At 33.7% G+C, this 16,415-nt stretch carries 12 protein-coding genes; 9 read left to right on the forward strand and 3 right to left on the reverse strand.

The genetic code is table 11. The features are described 5' to 3' along the window. Positions 1-32: 32 nt before the first annotated feature. On the reverse strand, positions 33-1,274 hold the full coding sequence (locus PI23P_RS01805; protein WP_004568998.1) for a glycosyltransferase: 1,242 nt from the start codon (positions 1,272-1,274) through the stop codon (positions 33-35). A gap of 599 nt (positions 1,275-1,873) precedes the next feature. Here PI23P_RS01805 and lpdA point away from each other — a divergent pair. The 9 genes from lpdA (at position 1,874) to PI23P_RS01860 (ending at position 14,193) form a co-directional block, all read left to right on the forward strand. Next, positions 1,874-3,274 carry a dihydrolipoyl dehydrogenase gene (gene lpdA, locus PI23P_RS01810; protein WP_004568999.1) on the forward strand — a complete coding sequence of 467 codons (1,401 nt, stop codon included), beginning with the start codon at positions 1,874-1,876 and terminating at the stop codon, positions 3,272-3,274. Positions 3,275-3,355: 81 nt separating this feature from the next. After that, the gene (locus tag PI23P_RS01815) at positions 3,356-3,838 is read left to right on the forward strand and encodes a hypothetical protein (RefSeq protein WP_004569000.1); all 483 of its coding nucleotides are present in this window, start codon (positions 3,356-3,358) and stop codon (positions 3,836-3,838) included. 35 nt (positions 3,839-3,873) lie between these two features. After that, positions 3,874-4,575, forward strand: coding sequence for an acyloxyacyl hydrolase (locus PI23P_RS01820; protein ID WP_004569001.1), 702 nt, complete (start codon positions 3,874-3,876; stop codon positions 4,573-4,575). 73 nt (positions 4,576-4,648) lie between these two features. Beyond that, positions 4,649-5,956, forward strand: a complete 1,308-nt coding sequence (locus tag PI23P_RS01825) for an anthranilate synthase component I family protein (RefSeq protein WP_004569002.1) — start codon at positions 4,649-4,651, stop codon at positions 5,954-5,956. Between the two features lie 107 nt (positions 5,957-6,063). Continuing rightward, entirely contained in the window at positions 6,064-6,300 is a 237-nt protein-coding gene (locus tag PI23P_RS01830) for a hypothetical protein (RefSeq protein WP_004569003.1), read from the forward strand. Between the two features lie 36 nt (positions 6,301-6,336). Continuing rightward, positions 6,337-7,647: a tRNA lysidine(34) synthetase TilS gene (gene tilS, locus PI23P_RS01835; RefSeq protein WP_004569004.1), complete on the forward strand. Its 1,311-nt coding sequence runs from the start codon at positions 6,337-6,339 to the stop codon at positions 7,645-7,647. Positions 7,648-7,702: 55 nt separating this feature from the next. Further along, positions 7,703-9,082, forward strand: a complete 1,380-nt coding sequence (locus PI23P_RS01840; protein WP_004569005.1) for a TlpA family protein disulfide reductase — start codon at positions 7,703-7,705, stop codon at positions 9,080-9,082. Positions 9,083-9,104: 22 nt separating this feature from the next. Further along, positions 9,105-11,078, forward strand: coding sequence for a protein-disulfide reductase DsbD family protein (locus tag PI23P_RS01845; RefSeq protein WP_004569006.1), 1,974 nt, complete (start codon positions 9,105-9,107; stop codon positions 11,076-11,078). A 535-nt stretch (positions 11,079-11,613) separates the two neighbouring features. Beyond that, positions 11,614-14,193: a phosphoenolpyruvate carboxylase gene (locus tag PI23P_RS01860; protein ID WP_004569009.1), complete on the forward strand. Its 2,580-nt coding sequence runs from the start codon at positions 11,614-11,616 to the stop codon at positions 14,191-14,193. A gap of 78 nt (positions 14,194-14,271) precedes the next feature. Here the strand turns inward: PI23P_RS01860 and PI23P_RS01865 are convergent, their stop codons facing one another. Both PI23P_RS01865 and PI23P_RS01870 read right to left on the reverse strand, forming a co-directional pair. Then, positions 14,272-15,123, reverse strand: a complete 852-nt coding sequence (locus PI23P_RS01865) for an EamA family transporter (protein WP_004569010.1) — start codon at positions 15,121-15,123, stop codon at positions 14,272-14,274. A gap of 10 nt (positions 15,124-15,133) precedes the next feature. After that, on the reverse strand, positions 15,134-16,411 hold the full coding sequence (locus PI23P_RS01870; RefSeq protein ID WP_004569011.1) for a hypothetical protein: 1,278 nt from the start codon (positions 16,409-16,411) through the stop codon (positions 15,134-15,136). Positions 16,412-16,415: the final 4 nt, after the last annotated feature.

Here is a 16,415-nt window from a genome sequence, read left to right on the forward strand (position 1 = left end):
TTTTGAAAGTTATTAAATTTCAGAATTCGCAATTATAATTTATTTTTCTCCTCAATCCACTTACTCATATATTTGGTAGCTTGCAGACTTTGGTGCTGCAATAAACTTCCAAAAAAATTACCCGTTCTGTGTGCTTGCATGTCCTGTTGAATGTCTTCGATCTTCTTGAAAAATAAAGCAGTATTTTTTTCTTTGCAATAGAAACTATTAATGATCGCAATACCATTTAGCTGCGCTTGATTCCAAGCCTCTGCATTGCAATACAGCTCACTTGCTTTTCTAATAAAATCAGCACAATCATCTGTAATAAAACCATTCCAAGGAAAATCCCCAGCCATCCCTTCTGCTCCAATCGAAGTAGTAACACTGGGCGTTCCGCAAAGCATGGACTCTGTTAGTTTTCCTTTAATTCCTGCACCAAAATTTAATGGAGCTAATACAACTCTTGCGTTTCCGATAACTTCCGTTGCATTTGCCGCGAAGCCTTTCACAATAAAGCCCTCCTTCTTATGATGCAATTCTTGAACCTGCTGGTTTAAATAAGCACCATAAATATGGATTTCTGATTTCGGAAGCAACTTTTTAAGTGGACCCCAAATTTTATTTTTTAATGTTAAAACAGCATCTATATTTGGTTTGTGGAAAAAATTTCCAATAAAAATAAAATGCTCTCTTTGTTCATGAACTTTCCACGCTTCCTTTTGAAGCGTTTCTATTTGTTCCAATAAAAAAGGCAAGTACATTAAAATATTTTCGCCTATTTTGAAAGTATTTTTGAGTAATTCCATTTCAAATGTAGAAATTATCAAAGACAAATCACATCTTAAAATAGCGGCAATTTCTCTTTTTGTAATGTCTTGTTTTAAGAGTTCATCAATGGAAAAATTGATATTTTTCTTTAAACATAATTCTCTTGTTTTACGCAAGCAGTGCAAATCTTCTGTGTCTAATATTCGGAGTGCTTTGGGAACATTTTCTACAACGCGCCAACCAAATTGTTCTTCCATCATAAAGCGATCAAATAGAACAATCTCTGGTTGTAATGCCTTTATAAAAAGATCAAAAGAGATGCTATTTAATTCAATCGAAACCTCATCAACTCCTAAAGAAATTAAATCTACTGCCTTTTCACTTTTTAATGAAGGCGAACTAAATACGACAGCATACCCCCTTTCTAAAAATGCTTCAATTAATTGCAGCATCCGCTTTCCTGCTGCAGAAGAATTGGGTTCTACCCAAACAGCGCCAATAATTAAAAGTGATTTTCTTTGCATTTAGTTCGTAGTTATTTGCTTTTCATATACAATTCAACTTTCTTTTCTAAGACAACTACGGCGGTAATTTAAACTCGCATTAGCCTGACTTCAGCTTGCATCTAATATATATAAATCTTAGAGGTTTTCTCTTGTTGATACTTCCGCATGCAACGCATCCGTCCGGTATACTTTTTTTTCGAAAAATATGCGCTTCATTTCGAAAAATTTAAGAATTAATGACCATACTTACTCGTTGCTTCCAATAATAGTTTGTCAGCCTAATTGAATTATACTAGGGATCTTAAGTTCTACTAAATGACAAACGTAATAAGCAGTTTTCATTTTTTTTTACGTCTACTAACGAATTTATTGCTTTTATAAATTCAGCATGGTTGTGGTTTCTCGTCATTTTTTTTAAGCACTATGAACTGCAAAAAAATCTATAATAAGCATCGACAAAAGTACTTATTTTACATTTTTCATCTTCAAGATTTAACAATACACGGCGCGGTAAAACTACTGAATTCTTACTTTATTTTATGAAATTAAGCGTATTTTTGTATCTTATTAGAAAAAGTACACTCTAAAGTGACGAAAAACACAAAATACACTTACTTATGACATACGATATTATTGTAATTGGGTCTGGCCCTGGAGGATATATAGCAGCAGTTAGAGCCTCTCAATTAGGCAAAAAAGTTGCCATTATAGAAAAATATTCAACCTTAGGCGGTACCTGTCTTAATGTTGGTTGTATTCCTTCAAAAGCACTATTAGATTCTTCCCATCATTATTACGATGCCGTGCACCATTTTGAAGAACACGGAATTTCTGTTGAAAACCCAAGCTTCGATTTTCCTAAAATGTTGGAAAGAAAAGCAAAAGTGGTAGAGACTACCACGGGTGGCATCACTTACTTAATGGACAAGAATAATATTGACGTATTTGAAGGATTGGGTTCTTTTGAAGACAAAACACATGTAAAAATCACGAAAAAAGATGGCTCTTCTGAGGTAATTGAAGGTGTAGACATCATTATCGCTACAGGTTCAAAACCTGCGAATTTGCCTTTCATAACTTTAGACAAGGAACGTGTAATGACCTCTACAGAAGCGTTGAAACTACCTGAAGTTCCAAAACATTTAATCGTAATAGGCGGTGGTGTAATAGGATTGGAGTTGGGTTCTGTTTACAAGCGTTTGGGAGCAGAGGTTACTGTTGTCGAGTATATGGATAAAATTGTTCCTGGCATGGACACAGATGTTTCTAAAGAACTTCAAAAAGTATTTAAAAAGCAAGGCATTAAATTCGCTACCAGCCACAAGGTAACTTCAGTAGAAAGAAATGGAGACACTGTTCTTGTAAAAGCCATTGATAAAAAAGACAGAGAAATTGAATTTTCTGGAGACTATTGTTTGGTTGCTGTTGGTAGAAAAGCATACACGCAAGGATTGGGTTTAGAAAAAATTGGATTGGAAGTAAATGAACGCGGTCAGGTAGCTGTAAATGCACATTTACAGACAAACGTCCATAATATTTATGCTGTTGGAGATGTAATTAAAGGTGCAATGCTTGCACACAAAGCAGAGGAAGAAGGAGTTGCTGTAGCAGAATATTTAGCCGGTGAAAAACCGCACATTGATTATAACTTAGTTCCAGGAATTGTATATACTTGGCCAGAAGCTGCCTCTGTTGGAAAGACAGAAGATGAATTGAAAGAAGGAAAAGTAGCATACAAATCAGGAAAATTCCTAATGAGAGCCTTGGGAAGATCTCGTGCAAGTGGAGACATTGACGGTTTTGTAAAAGTTTTAGCAGATAAAAACACCGATGAAATCCTAGGAGTGCATATGGTAGGAGCTCGCGTTGCAGATTTAATTATGGAAGCAGCTGTTGCAATGGAGTTTAGAGCGTCTGCAGAAGACTTGGCAAGAATTTGTCATGGGCACCCTACTTATTCTGAGGCAGTAAAAGAAGCCGCGAAAGCAGCTTGGGACGGAAAACCTCTGAATGCTTAAAGCATAAAATAATTTTAAAACAGAAAAACATCCTACATATTGGATGTTTTTCTGTTTTAAAAAGTTTCTTAGTTTTGTCAAATGAAAAAAATTTGCTTACCATTTCTCATTTTTCTATTTTCTACAAATTCATACTGTCAAAAATATGTAGCGACAAAAGCGCAGGTCTCAAGCTTTTTATCTAAATCTTACTACAGCATTAATTTTGGCGGAATTTTCTATCCTTTTTCGAACGCCAATTTAATTGATGGCTATAAAACAGACACGTATTCTAAAAATACCTTCTCTGGAAGGCTTTTATTAGGCTATAAAATTACACCAAATTTGGCGGTGCAATTTGGAACCCTGAGACCTGCTTCTTGGTTTAAATATAACAATATAAATAACATTGGCTACGAGAGGAGTGTTTGGATAAATGCATGGTCTTTATCTCTTAAAAAAAATATTGCATTAACTAAAAAACTCTCTGTTTTTGGCGAGGCTGGCATCGCAAATGTAACCCGAATAGGTTTTTCTATCGAAGATGAAATCATTTATTCCGATGCACATTTTGCAAGCATCTAATACGGTTTTAGCTTTAATTATGCTTTGAATAAAAAATGGCAACTCAATTTAAACAGTATCTTTTTACCAAAGGCAGTAAAACAGAATCAACCTGCAATTTCACAAGTTTGTTTTGCTTTGAATACCACCTGAATAAATTGCCTGAGAAACAAGTGCAAAAGAACGAAAATAACCCCTACTTTTTCCCAAACAATCTGTTACAAGTAAGCTACGGAACTAGTGCAATGGATTTTGGTGCAAATAGATTTTTTGGAATGAGCCTAAAAGTTGGAAATTTTGAAAGTTTTGGAATTCCTATTTTCTGGGTTGGTGCCGTAAAAGCGAAACACTCTTTTTCACTTACCTACCAAAGACTCCTTTTTAGAACCGAAAAAATATTTTCTATAGACTGCGGCATGAGTATTACTGCTTTTCAAACAGAAGCTGGAAAAGAAAATGTACTTGCTTTTTCTATTTTTCCAACAATGCGTTTTTATTTAATGAGAAGAAAGAGATTTGACATGTATACAAACTATTCCTTAATTGATCCCACTCTTTTAACTTCAGGAAATTTGGATAATTTAAAAACACGTCCTAAAATTACCTACCAAGACACCATGGGCTTTGGATTTTTCTTCAGAAAAGAACGCAGTTACAATGCAGAATTTAGAATTATGCACTATTCTAATGGAAATATATTTCCACAAAATTCTAAGGTTGCTGTTCCCGTTCAATTTACATTTGGGAAGACCTTTTAAGTTTCATAAAAACTTACAATCCCTTTAAAAATTTAAAGATGCAATCAATAAGAGTTGTATTTTTGCAGCAGATATGCAAAGAACAATCCGAAGTTTTTCTATTGAAAACATAAAAAGTTTCAAATCACTTTTACTCTCTTGGTCTCAGCAGTTTGAAACTGCGCTTTGGATGGATTCCAATAAGTATCAGCAACAATACTCAAACTTTGACAGCGCACTGGCAGTGCAAGAATTCACGGCAATAAGAACTGATTATTCCAATGCTTTTGACAAACTAAAGGAATATCAAAGTAGTACGAATGATTATATTTTTGGATACATTTCCTATGATGTCAAAAATGACGTGGAACAACTTTCCTCTGCTAATTTTGACGGTTTAGATTTTCCTGATTTGTATTTCTTTCAGCCTCAAAAACTAATTTTCATCAGAGAAGAAAATATTGAGTTTCATTACTTAAATATGGTTGCAGATGAAATTGAATCTGATTTTAATGAAATTCAAGCCAGTGCAAAACAAAATGACCCTACTCCTAATACCGACAAAAATATTAAAATAAAACTCCGAATTCACAAAGAAGAATACCATGCAAAAGTGCATGCTATTTTAGAACATATCAAAAGGGGGGATATTTATGAAGTAAATTTTTGTCAGGAATTTTATGCCGAAAATTCAACCATCAATCCAGCTGCTGTCTATCAGCACTTGAACGATATTTCTGAACCCCCATTTGCCTCGTTTCTCAAAATGGACCAGCAATACGCCTTGTGTGCATCTCCAGAAAGATATCTTAAAAAAGAAGGATGTAAAATCATTTCGCAACCGATCAAAGGCACTGCAAAAAGATTGATAAGTGCCATTGATGATGCGCAAATAGCAACTGATTTGGCTCGCGATGAAAAAGAACGAGCTGAAAACGTAATGATTGTTGATTTAGTTCGAAATGATCTGTCTAAAACGGCAAAGAAAGGTGCCGTAAAAGTAGAAGAATTGTGCAAGGTATACTCCTTTAAACAAGTACACCAAATGATTTCTACGGTAGTCTCTGAAATTGATCCACAGGTCCATCCGATAGAAACTTTGAGAAGTACTTTTCCAATGGGGAGCATGACGGGCGCTCCAAAAGTATCTGCTATGAAAATTATAGAACACCTTGAAGCATCAAAACGCGGTTTGTATTCTGGAGCTATTGGATACTTTACACCAGAAAACGATTTTGATTTCAATGTTGTCATCCGAAGTATTCTCTACAACGAAGAAAAAAAATACATCTCCTACTCTGTTGGGAGTGCCATTACGATTAAATCTGACCCTGCAAGAGAATATGAGGAATGTCTTCTGAAAGCAAAAGCAATGAAATACGTTTTAACACACGCAAAGTAAAAATTCTTCGAATTCACACACCAACCTTTCCCGCAGGTTCTAAAATTTACAAATACATAGTGATACTCAAAACATCCTTTTAAGAAAAAATTAGATATTTTTACAACATGATCTTAAACCAAGAAGTCCTTTTCCAAAAAACGCTAGAAAGTATAAAAGAAAAACCGACAGAACAAAACATGTTCAATGCCTTTTTAACCCTGTATCCAACAGAATGGAAACAGTTAAAAATTACCTTTTCTAAATTTAACAGAAGCAAGCAATCAGGTAAATCGATTCCGCTTCCAAAACCAGAAGTCTCTATCAGAAAAGACATCCGTGCCTGGTTGAAAAAGCAATCCTAAAATAATATCAATAATTTATGTACTTTTGGCTGCGATATGCTTGAAAAAATATCAAATATAATTAGCAATACTTTTCCTTTTTTAAAAGAAAAAAGACTTTTAATAGCCATTTCTGGTGGTCTTGATTCTGTAGTTTTAACCCGGCTACTTTCTACCTTAAAATTTGATATTACTTTAGCACACTGTAACTTTAACTTAAGGGGAATCGAGAGTAATTTAGATGCAATATTTGTTGAAGAACTCGCCAAAGAACTAGCCGTTAAATGCTTTAGCACTTCTTTTAAAACAGAGAAACTAGCAAAAGAAAAAAAGGAATCGACACAAATTGCCGCTCGAAATTTGCGCTACCATTGGTTTCAAGAAATTAGTGCGCGTCACCATTTCGACTATATATTAACAGCACACCACGCCGATGATAATTTGGAAACCTTTCTAATCAATTTAACTCGTGGAACGGGTTTAGCCGGTTTCACAGGAATTCCTCCCGTTCACGGAAATGTTATTCGTCCCTTACTACAATTTTCACGAGAAGAGATTCTTCACTTCGCAAAAGAGAACAACATTTGTTGGAGAGAAGATCAAAGCAATGCATCCACCAAGTACCTCCGCAATAAAATCAGACATAAAATACTACCTGTTTTAAAAGATATAAACCCGAATATGTTAGCCTCCTTTTCTAAGACTCTAGAAAATCTACAAGAGAGCGCTCAAATTATTTCGGATCGGATTGAAGAGACCTCACTAAAGATCTGTTTTGAAGAAAACGGCGTTACTAAATTTAAAATTTCGGAAATACTCAAATTATCAAACCCAAAGGCCTACCTCTTCCAATTTTTAAAAGCCTATCATTTTTCTGAATTTAAAGATGTTTATAATCTATTAAGTGCCCAATCAGGAAAACACATACTTTCGAGCACACATGTCCTTTTAAAAGATCGAGAGTTTCTAATCCTTTCCGAAAGAAAACTCTCAAATTCGAGTGATACCCTTTTTCAGATTTTGGAAGATACACCTAAAATTACCAATCCGATTCATTTAAACTTTGAAGAAGTTACTGAACAATCCGCTCCAGATAAAAAAAGTATTTACGTTTCTAAAAAAAGTTTAAAGTTCCCGTTAATTGTAAGGAAATGGAAAAATGGCGACTATTTTTATCCTCTGGGAATGCAAGGAAAAAAAAAGTTAAGCAAATATTTCAAAGACGAGAAATTATCACTTATCGAAAAACAGAATCAATGGTTGCTCTGTGACGCAAACGATGCGATTATCTGGATTATTGGAATGAGAAAAGACAACAGATTTGATGTAAGATCTAACACTGGAATTATAGAAATTAGTTCACAATAAATTGAATAGCAAAGGTTTTGTATCTTTAAAGATTCAATCAAAGAAGAGCTCCGTTATGAAAAAACTATTAATATTAGTTGCATTGGTCACAGTACTGGATGCTTGTACCCCTGAAAATAAAATAGACTACACCACACTATCTGGTAAAATTGAAAATTCAACAGCACAAAAACTAACGCTCTATAATCGATTTGATACCACTGAAAAATTAGAAATCGTACTAGCTAAAGACGGCACTTTTGTAGATACTTTAAAAATAAATTCTGATTTTCTCTTCCTGCGAGAGGAGAATAATAGGATTGATTTATATGCACCGAAAGGAAGCGATATAAACATTTATTACAGTTCTAAAAACAAGGATTCCACACTTCTATTAACTGGTAGCACGGCAGATATAAACAACTATATTTTTAATAAAAATAAAGTACATGCAGCTATTGCAGGAGATCAAAAAGAACTGTTTTTAAAAAATGAAGAAAATTTTAAAGCAGCTGTACTCAAAATGAAAAATATAGAAGAAAACCTATTATATAAAACAGCTGGCATTCCAGAGGACTTTAAAATTAATGAGAAAAAAAACATTCATTACAGCTATTTAGCTGCTTTAAATAACTATAGATCCTATCACGGTTATTATATAAAGAATCGCAGTTTTGAACCAACAGAGAGCTTTTTAAATGAATTAAAAGATTTAGACTTAGAGAGTGAAGCTGATTTTATTTTTTCTATGAATTACAGAGTTCTTGTAAGTGCGCTCTTAAAAAATAAATCTGATGATTTAGTTGCAAAAGACTCGTTAGAAAGTGACATCGCTTACCTAGAAACAATTGCGAAAGTTAAAAATACAGTCATAAAAAATAAATTATTGTACGATGCCGCTGCATTCGGCATCACGTATACAGATAAATTAGAAGCCTACTATCTTCTTTTTTCTAAAAACTCTACAAATACTAGCAACAATGAAAAAATAGCTGAAAGTTATAACAAACTGACCTCTCTTGCTGCGGGGAGTCCTTCTCCTTCATTCACAGATTATGAAGACAATACAGGGGGTGCAAAATCTTTAGAACACTTAAAAGGCAAATATGTATACATCGATGTTTGGGCAACTTGGTGCGGCCCTTGTATTGCAGAAATACCTTCTTTAAAGAAAGTTGAAGAGGCATTTCACGGTAAAAATATTCAGTTTTTAAGTATTTCAATTGATGCCGAAAAAGATCATGACAAATGGAAAAAGATGATTGTTGAAAAAAAATTGGGGGGAATACAACTAATAGCGGATAATGATTGGGAATCACAATTTATAAAAGAATATATGATTAAAGGAATTCCAAGATTTATTTTGTTAGATCCCAAAGGAAATATCATTTCGGCCAATGCTCCAAGACCCTCAGACAAGAAACTAACAGAAACACTAAATAATTTAAACCTTTAGTACTTTTAAACACAACACTACAATGCCTAAAATATTTTCCTTTTTCTTACTTTTTACTGTTTTTTCTATTTTCTCACAAACAGAAGAAAACCCTATTGTTTGGAAATCTTCTATCAACCAAATTTCAGAAACGGAATACGATGTTATTTTGACTGCCAAACTTCTACAAGCTTGGCATTTGTATTCACAATACAATCCAGAAGGTGCTTCTCAAGCACTAGAAATTGTAATTCCAGAAGGTAAAACTGGGTATGCACTCGTTGGAAAGGCAATAGAAAGTGATACCCAAAAAGAATACTCAGAAATTTGGGGAAAGGAAGAGGTTTACTTTGCAGATCGCGCTATTATTACCCAGAAAATAAAAATTAGAGACAAAACAATTCCTTCAATTACGGTATCAATTTACGGACAGGTTTGCAAACAGGCGTGCATACAAATAGAGGAATCTTTTTCTTTTCCTTTAGATGGTAAGAAGATAAAAAAAGAAATTATTGTTCTAAATGACAAAAGCAAAACGCTCACAAAAAAACTACAACTTGATTTAAAAAATACCAATTTATTACAAACGGGAAACACCTCGGATACTGCATCAGGAAGCTCTCTATTTAATATTTTTCTTTTAGGTTTTGTTGGTGGTTTGCTTGCCCTCTTAACCCCCTGTGTCTTTCCGATGATTCCTTTGACCGTTTCCTTTTTTACAAAAGGAGCCCAAAGCAAACGTAAAGGAATTTTTAATGCCATATTGTATGGTGTATTTATTGTACTTATTTACATGCTTTTAAGCGTTCCTTTTCATTTAATTGATGGCTTGGATCCCAGTATTTTAAACACGATTTCCACAAATATTTGGTTAAATATTTTCTTTTTTGTCATTTTGGTGTTTTTCTCCTTGTCTTTTTTTGGCTTTTACGAAATCACCCTACCTAGTTCTTGGGGAACTAAAATGGACAGTGCCTCTGATGTAGGCGGCTTTATTGGTATCTTTTTTATGGCTTTAACATTAGCCATTGTTTCGTTTTCTTGCACAGGGCCAATTTTAGGCTCTCTGTTAGCAGGTTCTCTAGGTACTGCCGGTGACCCAGCATTTCAACTTTCTGCAGGTATGACGGGATTTGGTCTTGCCCTCGCCTTGCCTTTTGCCTTATTTGCGTTGTTTCCAAACCTATTATCTGCGCTGCCTAAATCTGGGGGATGGTTGAATACCACCAAAGTGGTTTTAGGTTTTTTAGAACTCGCATTTGCCTTTAAGTTTTTATCAAACTCAGATTTAGTAGGACATTGGGATCTTTTAAAACGTGAAGTTTTTATCGGTATTTGGATTGTAATCTTCTTGGGATTGGCTTTGTATCTCTTCGGTAAAATTAAATTTCCGCATGACTCTCCTCTTAAAAAACTCTCCTTTTTTAGGATTTCTTTTGGCATCCTTATTTTTGCGTTTGCGATCTATTTAATTCCGGGAACTTTTAAAAATCCAACTTGGAACTTAAATGCTTTGAGCGGTTTTCCTCCACCACAATTTTATAGTATTTATGAACAGGAATCCAACTGCCCACTGGGTCTAAATTGTTACAAAGATTTTGAAGAAGGACGGCTCGCAGCCAAAGAAAGCAACAAACCAATTTTACTTGACTTTACCGGATGGGCATGCGTAAATTGCCGTAAAATGGAAGAAAATGTATGGAGCGACCCCAGCGTTTATACACTGCTTAAAAACGATTACATTCTAATTTCGCTGTATGTAGATGACAATGAAAAAGCACTTCCTAAAGGAGCACAATTTGACTTTTTAAAGGAAAATGGCAGCATAAAAAAAATCAAAACCTATGGTGATAAATGGTCTACTTTTCAAGTAATAAATTTTAAAAATGCTTCACAGCCCTATTATGTTTTACTAAATTCAGACTTAGAAATCTTAAACGCTCCCCAACAATACACAGACATAACAACCTATAAAAACTGGCTAGAAAAAGGATTAAAAAATTTTAAAAAAAACTAGCTACTTGATTTGTAATTTTAGTTTAAATGAGGAAAAGATAACTCTTTAGCACTGTTTGCCGTTGGATATCCATCACTATTCAAACGCAAAAAAACAGCTGCAAGCATTTAAATATTCAGTAGTGTTAAAAAAGATATTTACAATACAGCCTCTTTAAAAAGAAGTTACATGCAGATGGATTTAAGTTTAAGCCTGCAGACGCCTTTGCTATGGATCCGAAAATCCCTTCCTTACGTTTTGGATAAACTAGTCAAAGTACTCCTGAATATATTTATGATTTCTTTGAAAAATACGAAAACTCAAATTTACCAAAAGGGTTTTCATTCGAAAAGGATCCTCGCAGATGGAATTTATGCTCCTTAGCAAATAGAGAGCCACCTTATTTATTGCAGTCACAAAAAGTAAATAATTAAATTTTCATCAAAATTCCTATAAATTTCCATCGTTTTCGTAAATAATTCAACGATTATTAGCAAAAACTTAAGTTCTGCAGCCTGCCTTTTTTGTATTTTTATTTAATAAAATTGTTATAATTATGTCCGTATTACCAAAACTTGCTCGTTTTAATGAAAACGTATTGTCTAAATATCAGATCTACAACAGCGTTTTTATGACCCTGCCATTTGACACGATCAACAATACAGGTGTATTATTACCTTTATTTCATGAATTATGTAAAAAAGGATTCCAAGAAGGAAAAAACCCAACAGAAATCATCACAGCTTTTTTTAACAAGTATCAAGAAAACCCTACAGAAAAAGAAAAAATAGCTTTATTATTTCAATTTATACAATACATCGAAAGACAGGTTGTTTTGTTTGACGCAATTGAAGACGCTGCTTTTCCTATTGTGAACAACATGGATGGCATCGGCACTCTCAGAAACTCAAAAGAAATTGCAATTCTAGAAGATAAAAAAGAAGCTTTAAAAGCACATTTAGAAGACTTTAAAGTTCGCGTAGTGTTGACGGCACATCCTACTCAATTTTATCCAGGCACCGTTTTAGGAATTATTACAGACCTAGACAAAGCTATTCAAGAAGACGATTTACTGCTAATAAAAAAATTATTGGCACAGCTCGGAAAAACACCTTTTTACAAAAAATCAAAACCCTCTCCTTTTGACGAAGCAGTAAGTTTAATATGGTATTTAGAAAATGTTTTTTACCACGCGATAAGTAAGATATATAACTACATCCAAAATAATATATATGATGGGGAGCCGATGAATAATGAAATTATTGATCTTGGCTTTTGGCCTGGTGGAGATCGAGACGGAAACCCTTTTATAACGACAGAAATCACGCTAAATGTTGCGGAAAGACTTCGGCAATCAATCTTAAGAAATTATTACAGAGATGTGCGAAGACTAAAAAGGCGTTTTACCTTTGACGGCGTGCAAGAAATCTTAGCCAGTGTAGAAAAAAGATTGTACAAACATGTGGTTCGAAGTTATGGTAAATTAAATTTCTCTCAAAGTATTCTTTTAGAGGAGCTTACCAAAGCGCGAAAAATTATTGCTGGAAAGCACCAATCTTTATTTATAGAAGAATTAGATGATTTTATTAATAAAGTAAAAATTTTCGGTTTTCATTTTGCCACTTTAGACATTCGACAAGACAGCAGAGTGCACCACCAGGCTTTTACACAAATTGTAAAAGACTTGCAAACGATTGGGGACACTCCTTTTCCAAGGAACTATGCTCATTTGTCAGAGCAAGAACAAATTGAAATTTTAGCAGTTGTAAAAGGAAATATCGACCCTAAAACGCTAACAGATGACACCTCTGTTAGTACAATAGAATCTATATATGCTTTAAAAGAAATTCAATTAAGAAACGGAGAGCGTGGGGCGAACCGATATATCATAAGCAACAACCAGACTGCATTAAATGTGATGGAAACTTTCGCGATGTTGAATCTTTGTGGTTTTAAAAATGAACTTCCAGTAGATGTAATTCCACTTTTTGAAACTGTAGAAGATTTAGAAAATGCAGAAACCGTCATGCAAACTTTATACACGAATAGAAGCTATCGCTATCATTTAGAAAAAAGAGAAAATAAGCAAACTATTATGCTCGGATTTTCCGATGGTACTAAAGATGGGGGTTACTTAATGGCAAACTGGGGAATCTTCAAAGCAAAAGAAGCGCTTACTAAAATTTCAAGAGCTTTTGACATTGAAGTTATTTTCTTTGACGGACGTGGGGGACCACCTGCACGTGGTGGTGGAAAGACCCATCAGTTTTATGCCTCTTTAGGACCGACTATTGAAGATAAAGAAATTCAATTAACAGTACAAGGCCAAACTATTAGTTCTAATTTTGGTACAAAAAACTCCGCACAATTCAATTTAGAACAATTGTTAAGCTCTGGAATTAAAAACGAAATTTTTACAAAAGATCAATTAAATGATGAAAACAGAAAAATCATTGAAGATCTGGCTGCAACGAGTTATGAAACGTACGTAGCTTTTAAAAATCATCCGAAGTTCCTGCCATATTTGGAAAAAATGAGCACTCTAAAATACTATGCCAAAACGAATATTGGAAGCAGACCCAGTAAACGCTCTAATTCTGCAACCTTAGATTTTTCGGCTTTAAGAGCCATTCCTTTTGTGGGAAGCTGGAGCCAGTTAAAACAAAATGTTCCTGGCTTTTTTGGTGTGGGAACTGCTCTTAAAAAATATGAAGATGCGAACAGATTTGAAGAAGTTATCGCATTTTATAATGCCTCTGACTTTTTTAAAACACTTCTAGAAAACAGCATGATGAGTTTGACTAAGTCTTTCTTTGAATTAACAGCGTACATGGCGGACGATGCTGAATTTGGCGCATTTTGGAAGCTCATTCATGAAGAGTATAAAACGACTAAAAGGTTGTTATTAAAGATTTCAGGACACAAAGAGTTAATGGAAAATTTCCCCGTAGGAAAAGCTTCTATTGAAATTAGAGAACAAATTGTATTGCCTCTTTTAACGATACAACAATTTGCGTTGAAACAAATTCAAGAACTGCAGAGTACAGAAGGGAATACAGCAGCGATTGAAGTCTATGAGAAAATGGTCATGCGCTCTTTATTTGGAAACATTAATGCGAGTAGAAACTCTGCTTAAAAAAAAAAACTACCACACTTTTAAATTATAAATGCAACCACACGCTGGTTGCATTTGTAATTAGATCACAAAAAATTTCTATTCATTTTGAAAATGTAATAGAAAAGCACCCATTAAAATTATAATAATAAAGATTGTATTTTTCCAGGAAAGCTTTTCTTTAAAAAAAAGAGTACTAAATAAAATAGTTGTTATAGGCGCGGCTAAAAATAAAAGACTGGAGATAATAGGATTCGTTTGTTTTAGCCCAAGAAAACTGAACAAAATTGCAAAAAACACCACCAAACTCATTGCAACTATTCTTTTAAAGAAGACTTTTAAATCTGTCTCAAATAAACTCCCTTGGCCATTCTTAAAAGTAAAAAATAAACCAACAAAAAAAACAATAGATTCTTGATTTGCAATAATTAATAAAGGAGAAAAATCTGAGTTTAAATTTTTCCAATGTAATATTGCTGAAAAACTATAACTACAAGTCATTACTAGCAATATCAAATGCTGTTTAAAATTTATTTTTAATTGCGTCTGTTTGTTGGTCAGAATAAAACAAACAAATCCAAAAACAATAACGATAACACCACATACAGAAGCAACCATTGGAACTGAGTCAAAGATCGATACATATAAAATTGTAAAAATAACCCCTAATAAATTATAAATCCCCAACCATTGTAGCGATGCTTTTTTTATTACTGATAACATACAAAACAAACCTAAAACCCCAAATAAAGAGCCGATTGTAATCTTGGTAAAATCTGATATAGAAATCGTTTCTATTGTAAAAAAAACTAATAAAATGCCCAAAGATATCGTACTTGTAAAAAAAGCACGGTAAGCAACTAAGAAAGGAATAGAAATCGCTTTTAAATTTTTTTTCCACAAAACATTGTTATAGGAGAATAGTAAAACCGATAATAGAATAAAGACCATACTCCTAAATTTATTTTAAAATATATTTTTCTGAGGCTGCTAGAAATTTTACAAATCCAGTTTTGGAGACCAATTGCGTTACCATAAAGAAAGCCATAGCATTTACTGTTGTCTCCTTTTCAGCGTGACTTATTTTCATTTTTGTTAAATAATAAAAGAGTGATATATAATCGTAATAGCTCAATTCAACCTCCGCTAAAGCAACTAGTTCTAAATTTATTTTTGCTGTTTTGAATGCTTTTTTGTGCCAATTAATGGTTGCTAAAGCTACTAAGTACATGGAATTTGTTGTTTTTGAACTCCAATTAGCAGATTCAAAAATCTCCTCGTAATACTTCTCGGATAGGGCAGATAGTATCTCATACTCTTCCTTTATCATTAAAGCAGGCAAAACTTCTTCAACAAAAAGATGCACTTTTATTTTTTTACATTCTTTGAATACTGCATTTTTTAAAGCATTATCCACAAAATTTGAAGCCATAATTTTGTAAGCAAAATACCGGCCTTTCAATACTGGCGATAATTTATTAAATTTTTCAGGGAATTCTATTTCATGCCCCCCAAAAGACTCCAGCGAATAAAATTGCTGATAAAATCGCATTAGTCCAACAAATAATAAATCCGAAGTACACTTCGAGTTTTCTTCTACAAGTGCAAGCACCTCTAAATAAATCCCATTTAAATGAGAATAATCAATGTACAAGAAGGGTACTGCAATTCTAAAGCTTTCATACGGCATTAAACCCTTGTAAATAGCATATACTTCAGAGGGGTCTACTCCGTAAAAACTATGTGTAACAATCGTTGCGAACTTTAGCAAATCACTATCCATTCGATCTTTTAAATCTATTCTTTTAAAAAAATCATGCAATACGCCTAGCTTATTTATCTGAATTAAATTCGCAACAAAGTATGCGACATACACAATGTTCTGGTGCTGCTCTAAACCTTGCTTTAAAGTGGTTAAATCCTCTTTATTGAGATTCTTTTTCTGCTGAATTAAAAGGAGTTTTTGTTGAAAATACCAAGTATCAAAATTTAATTTATTACTGAGATAACTCGCATAAGATCGAAACTCTAAATAGCCTGCAAGTGTATTTAAAGTAGCCAATGTAGGTTTGGTCTTTTGTAAAAAACCAAACAAGCGACGCAATGTATTAAATCCTATTTTTAAATCCTTAAAAGACTCTATCTCCTCCTTTAAACATTTAACATCTCTTATGTTCGTAATGGCGATGTTAGATTTTTTTTGAACATCCAATAAAATTTGTGCGTAATCAGTTCCCATACAA

This window comes from Polaribacter irgensii 23-P, from assembly GCF_000153225.1.
In the GTDB taxonomy this organism is placed as follows: domain Bacteria; phylum Bacteroidota; class Bacteroidia; order Flavobacteriales; family Flavobacteriaceae; genus Polaribacter; species Polaribacter irgensii.

Excerpts from the sequence above, each read along its gene's own strand:
- PI23P_RS01805 (WP_004568998.1), bottom strand. The coding sequence starts at position 1,274 with ATGCAAAGAAAATCACTTTTAATTATTGGCGCTGTTTGGGTAGAACCC.
- lpdA (WP_004568999.1), top strand. The coding sequence starts at position 1,874 with ATGACATACGATATTATTGTAATTGGGTCTGGCCCTGGAGGATATATA.
- PI23P_RS01815 (WP_004569000.1), top strand. The coding sequence starts at position 3,356 with ATGAAAAAAATTTGCTTACCATTTCTCATTTTTCTATTTTCTACAAAT.
- PI23P_RS01820 (WP_004569001.1), top strand. The coding sequence starts at position 3,874 with ATGGCAACTCAATTTAAACAGTATCTTTTTACCAAAGGCAGTAAAACA.
- PI23P_RS01825 (WP_004569002.1), top strand. The coding sequence starts at position 4,649 with ATGCAAAGAACAATCCGAAGTTTTTCTATTGAAAACATAAAAAGTTTC.
- PI23P_RS01830 (WP_004569003.1), top strand. The coding sequence starts at position 6,064 with ATGATCTTAAACCAAGAAGTCCTTTTCCAAAAAACGCTAGAAAGTATA.
- tilS (WP_004569004.1), top strand. The coding sequence starts at position 6,337 with ATGCTTGAAAAAATATCAAATATAATTAGCAATACTTTTCCTTTTTTA.
- PI23P_RS01840 (WP_004569005.1), top strand. The coding sequence starts at position 7,703 with ATGAAAAAACTATTAATATTAGTTGCATTGGTCACAGTACTGGATGCT.
- PI23P_RS01845 (WP_004569006.1), top strand. The coding sequence starts at position 9,105 with ATGCCTAAAATATTTTCCTTTTTCTTACTTTTTACTGTTTTTTCTATT.
- PI23P_RS01860 (WP_004569009.1), top strand. The coding sequence starts at position 11,614 with ATGTCCGTATTACCAAAACTTGCTCGTTTTAATGAAAACGTATTGTCT.
- PI23P_RS01865 (WP_004569010.1), bottom strand. The coding sequence starts at position 15,123 with ATGGTCTTTATTCTATTATCGGTTTTACTATTCTCCTATAACAATGTT.
- PI23P_RS01870 (WP_004569011.1), bottom strand. The coding sequence starts at position 16,411 with ATGGGAACTGATTACGCACAAATTTTATTGGATGTTCAAAAAAAATCT.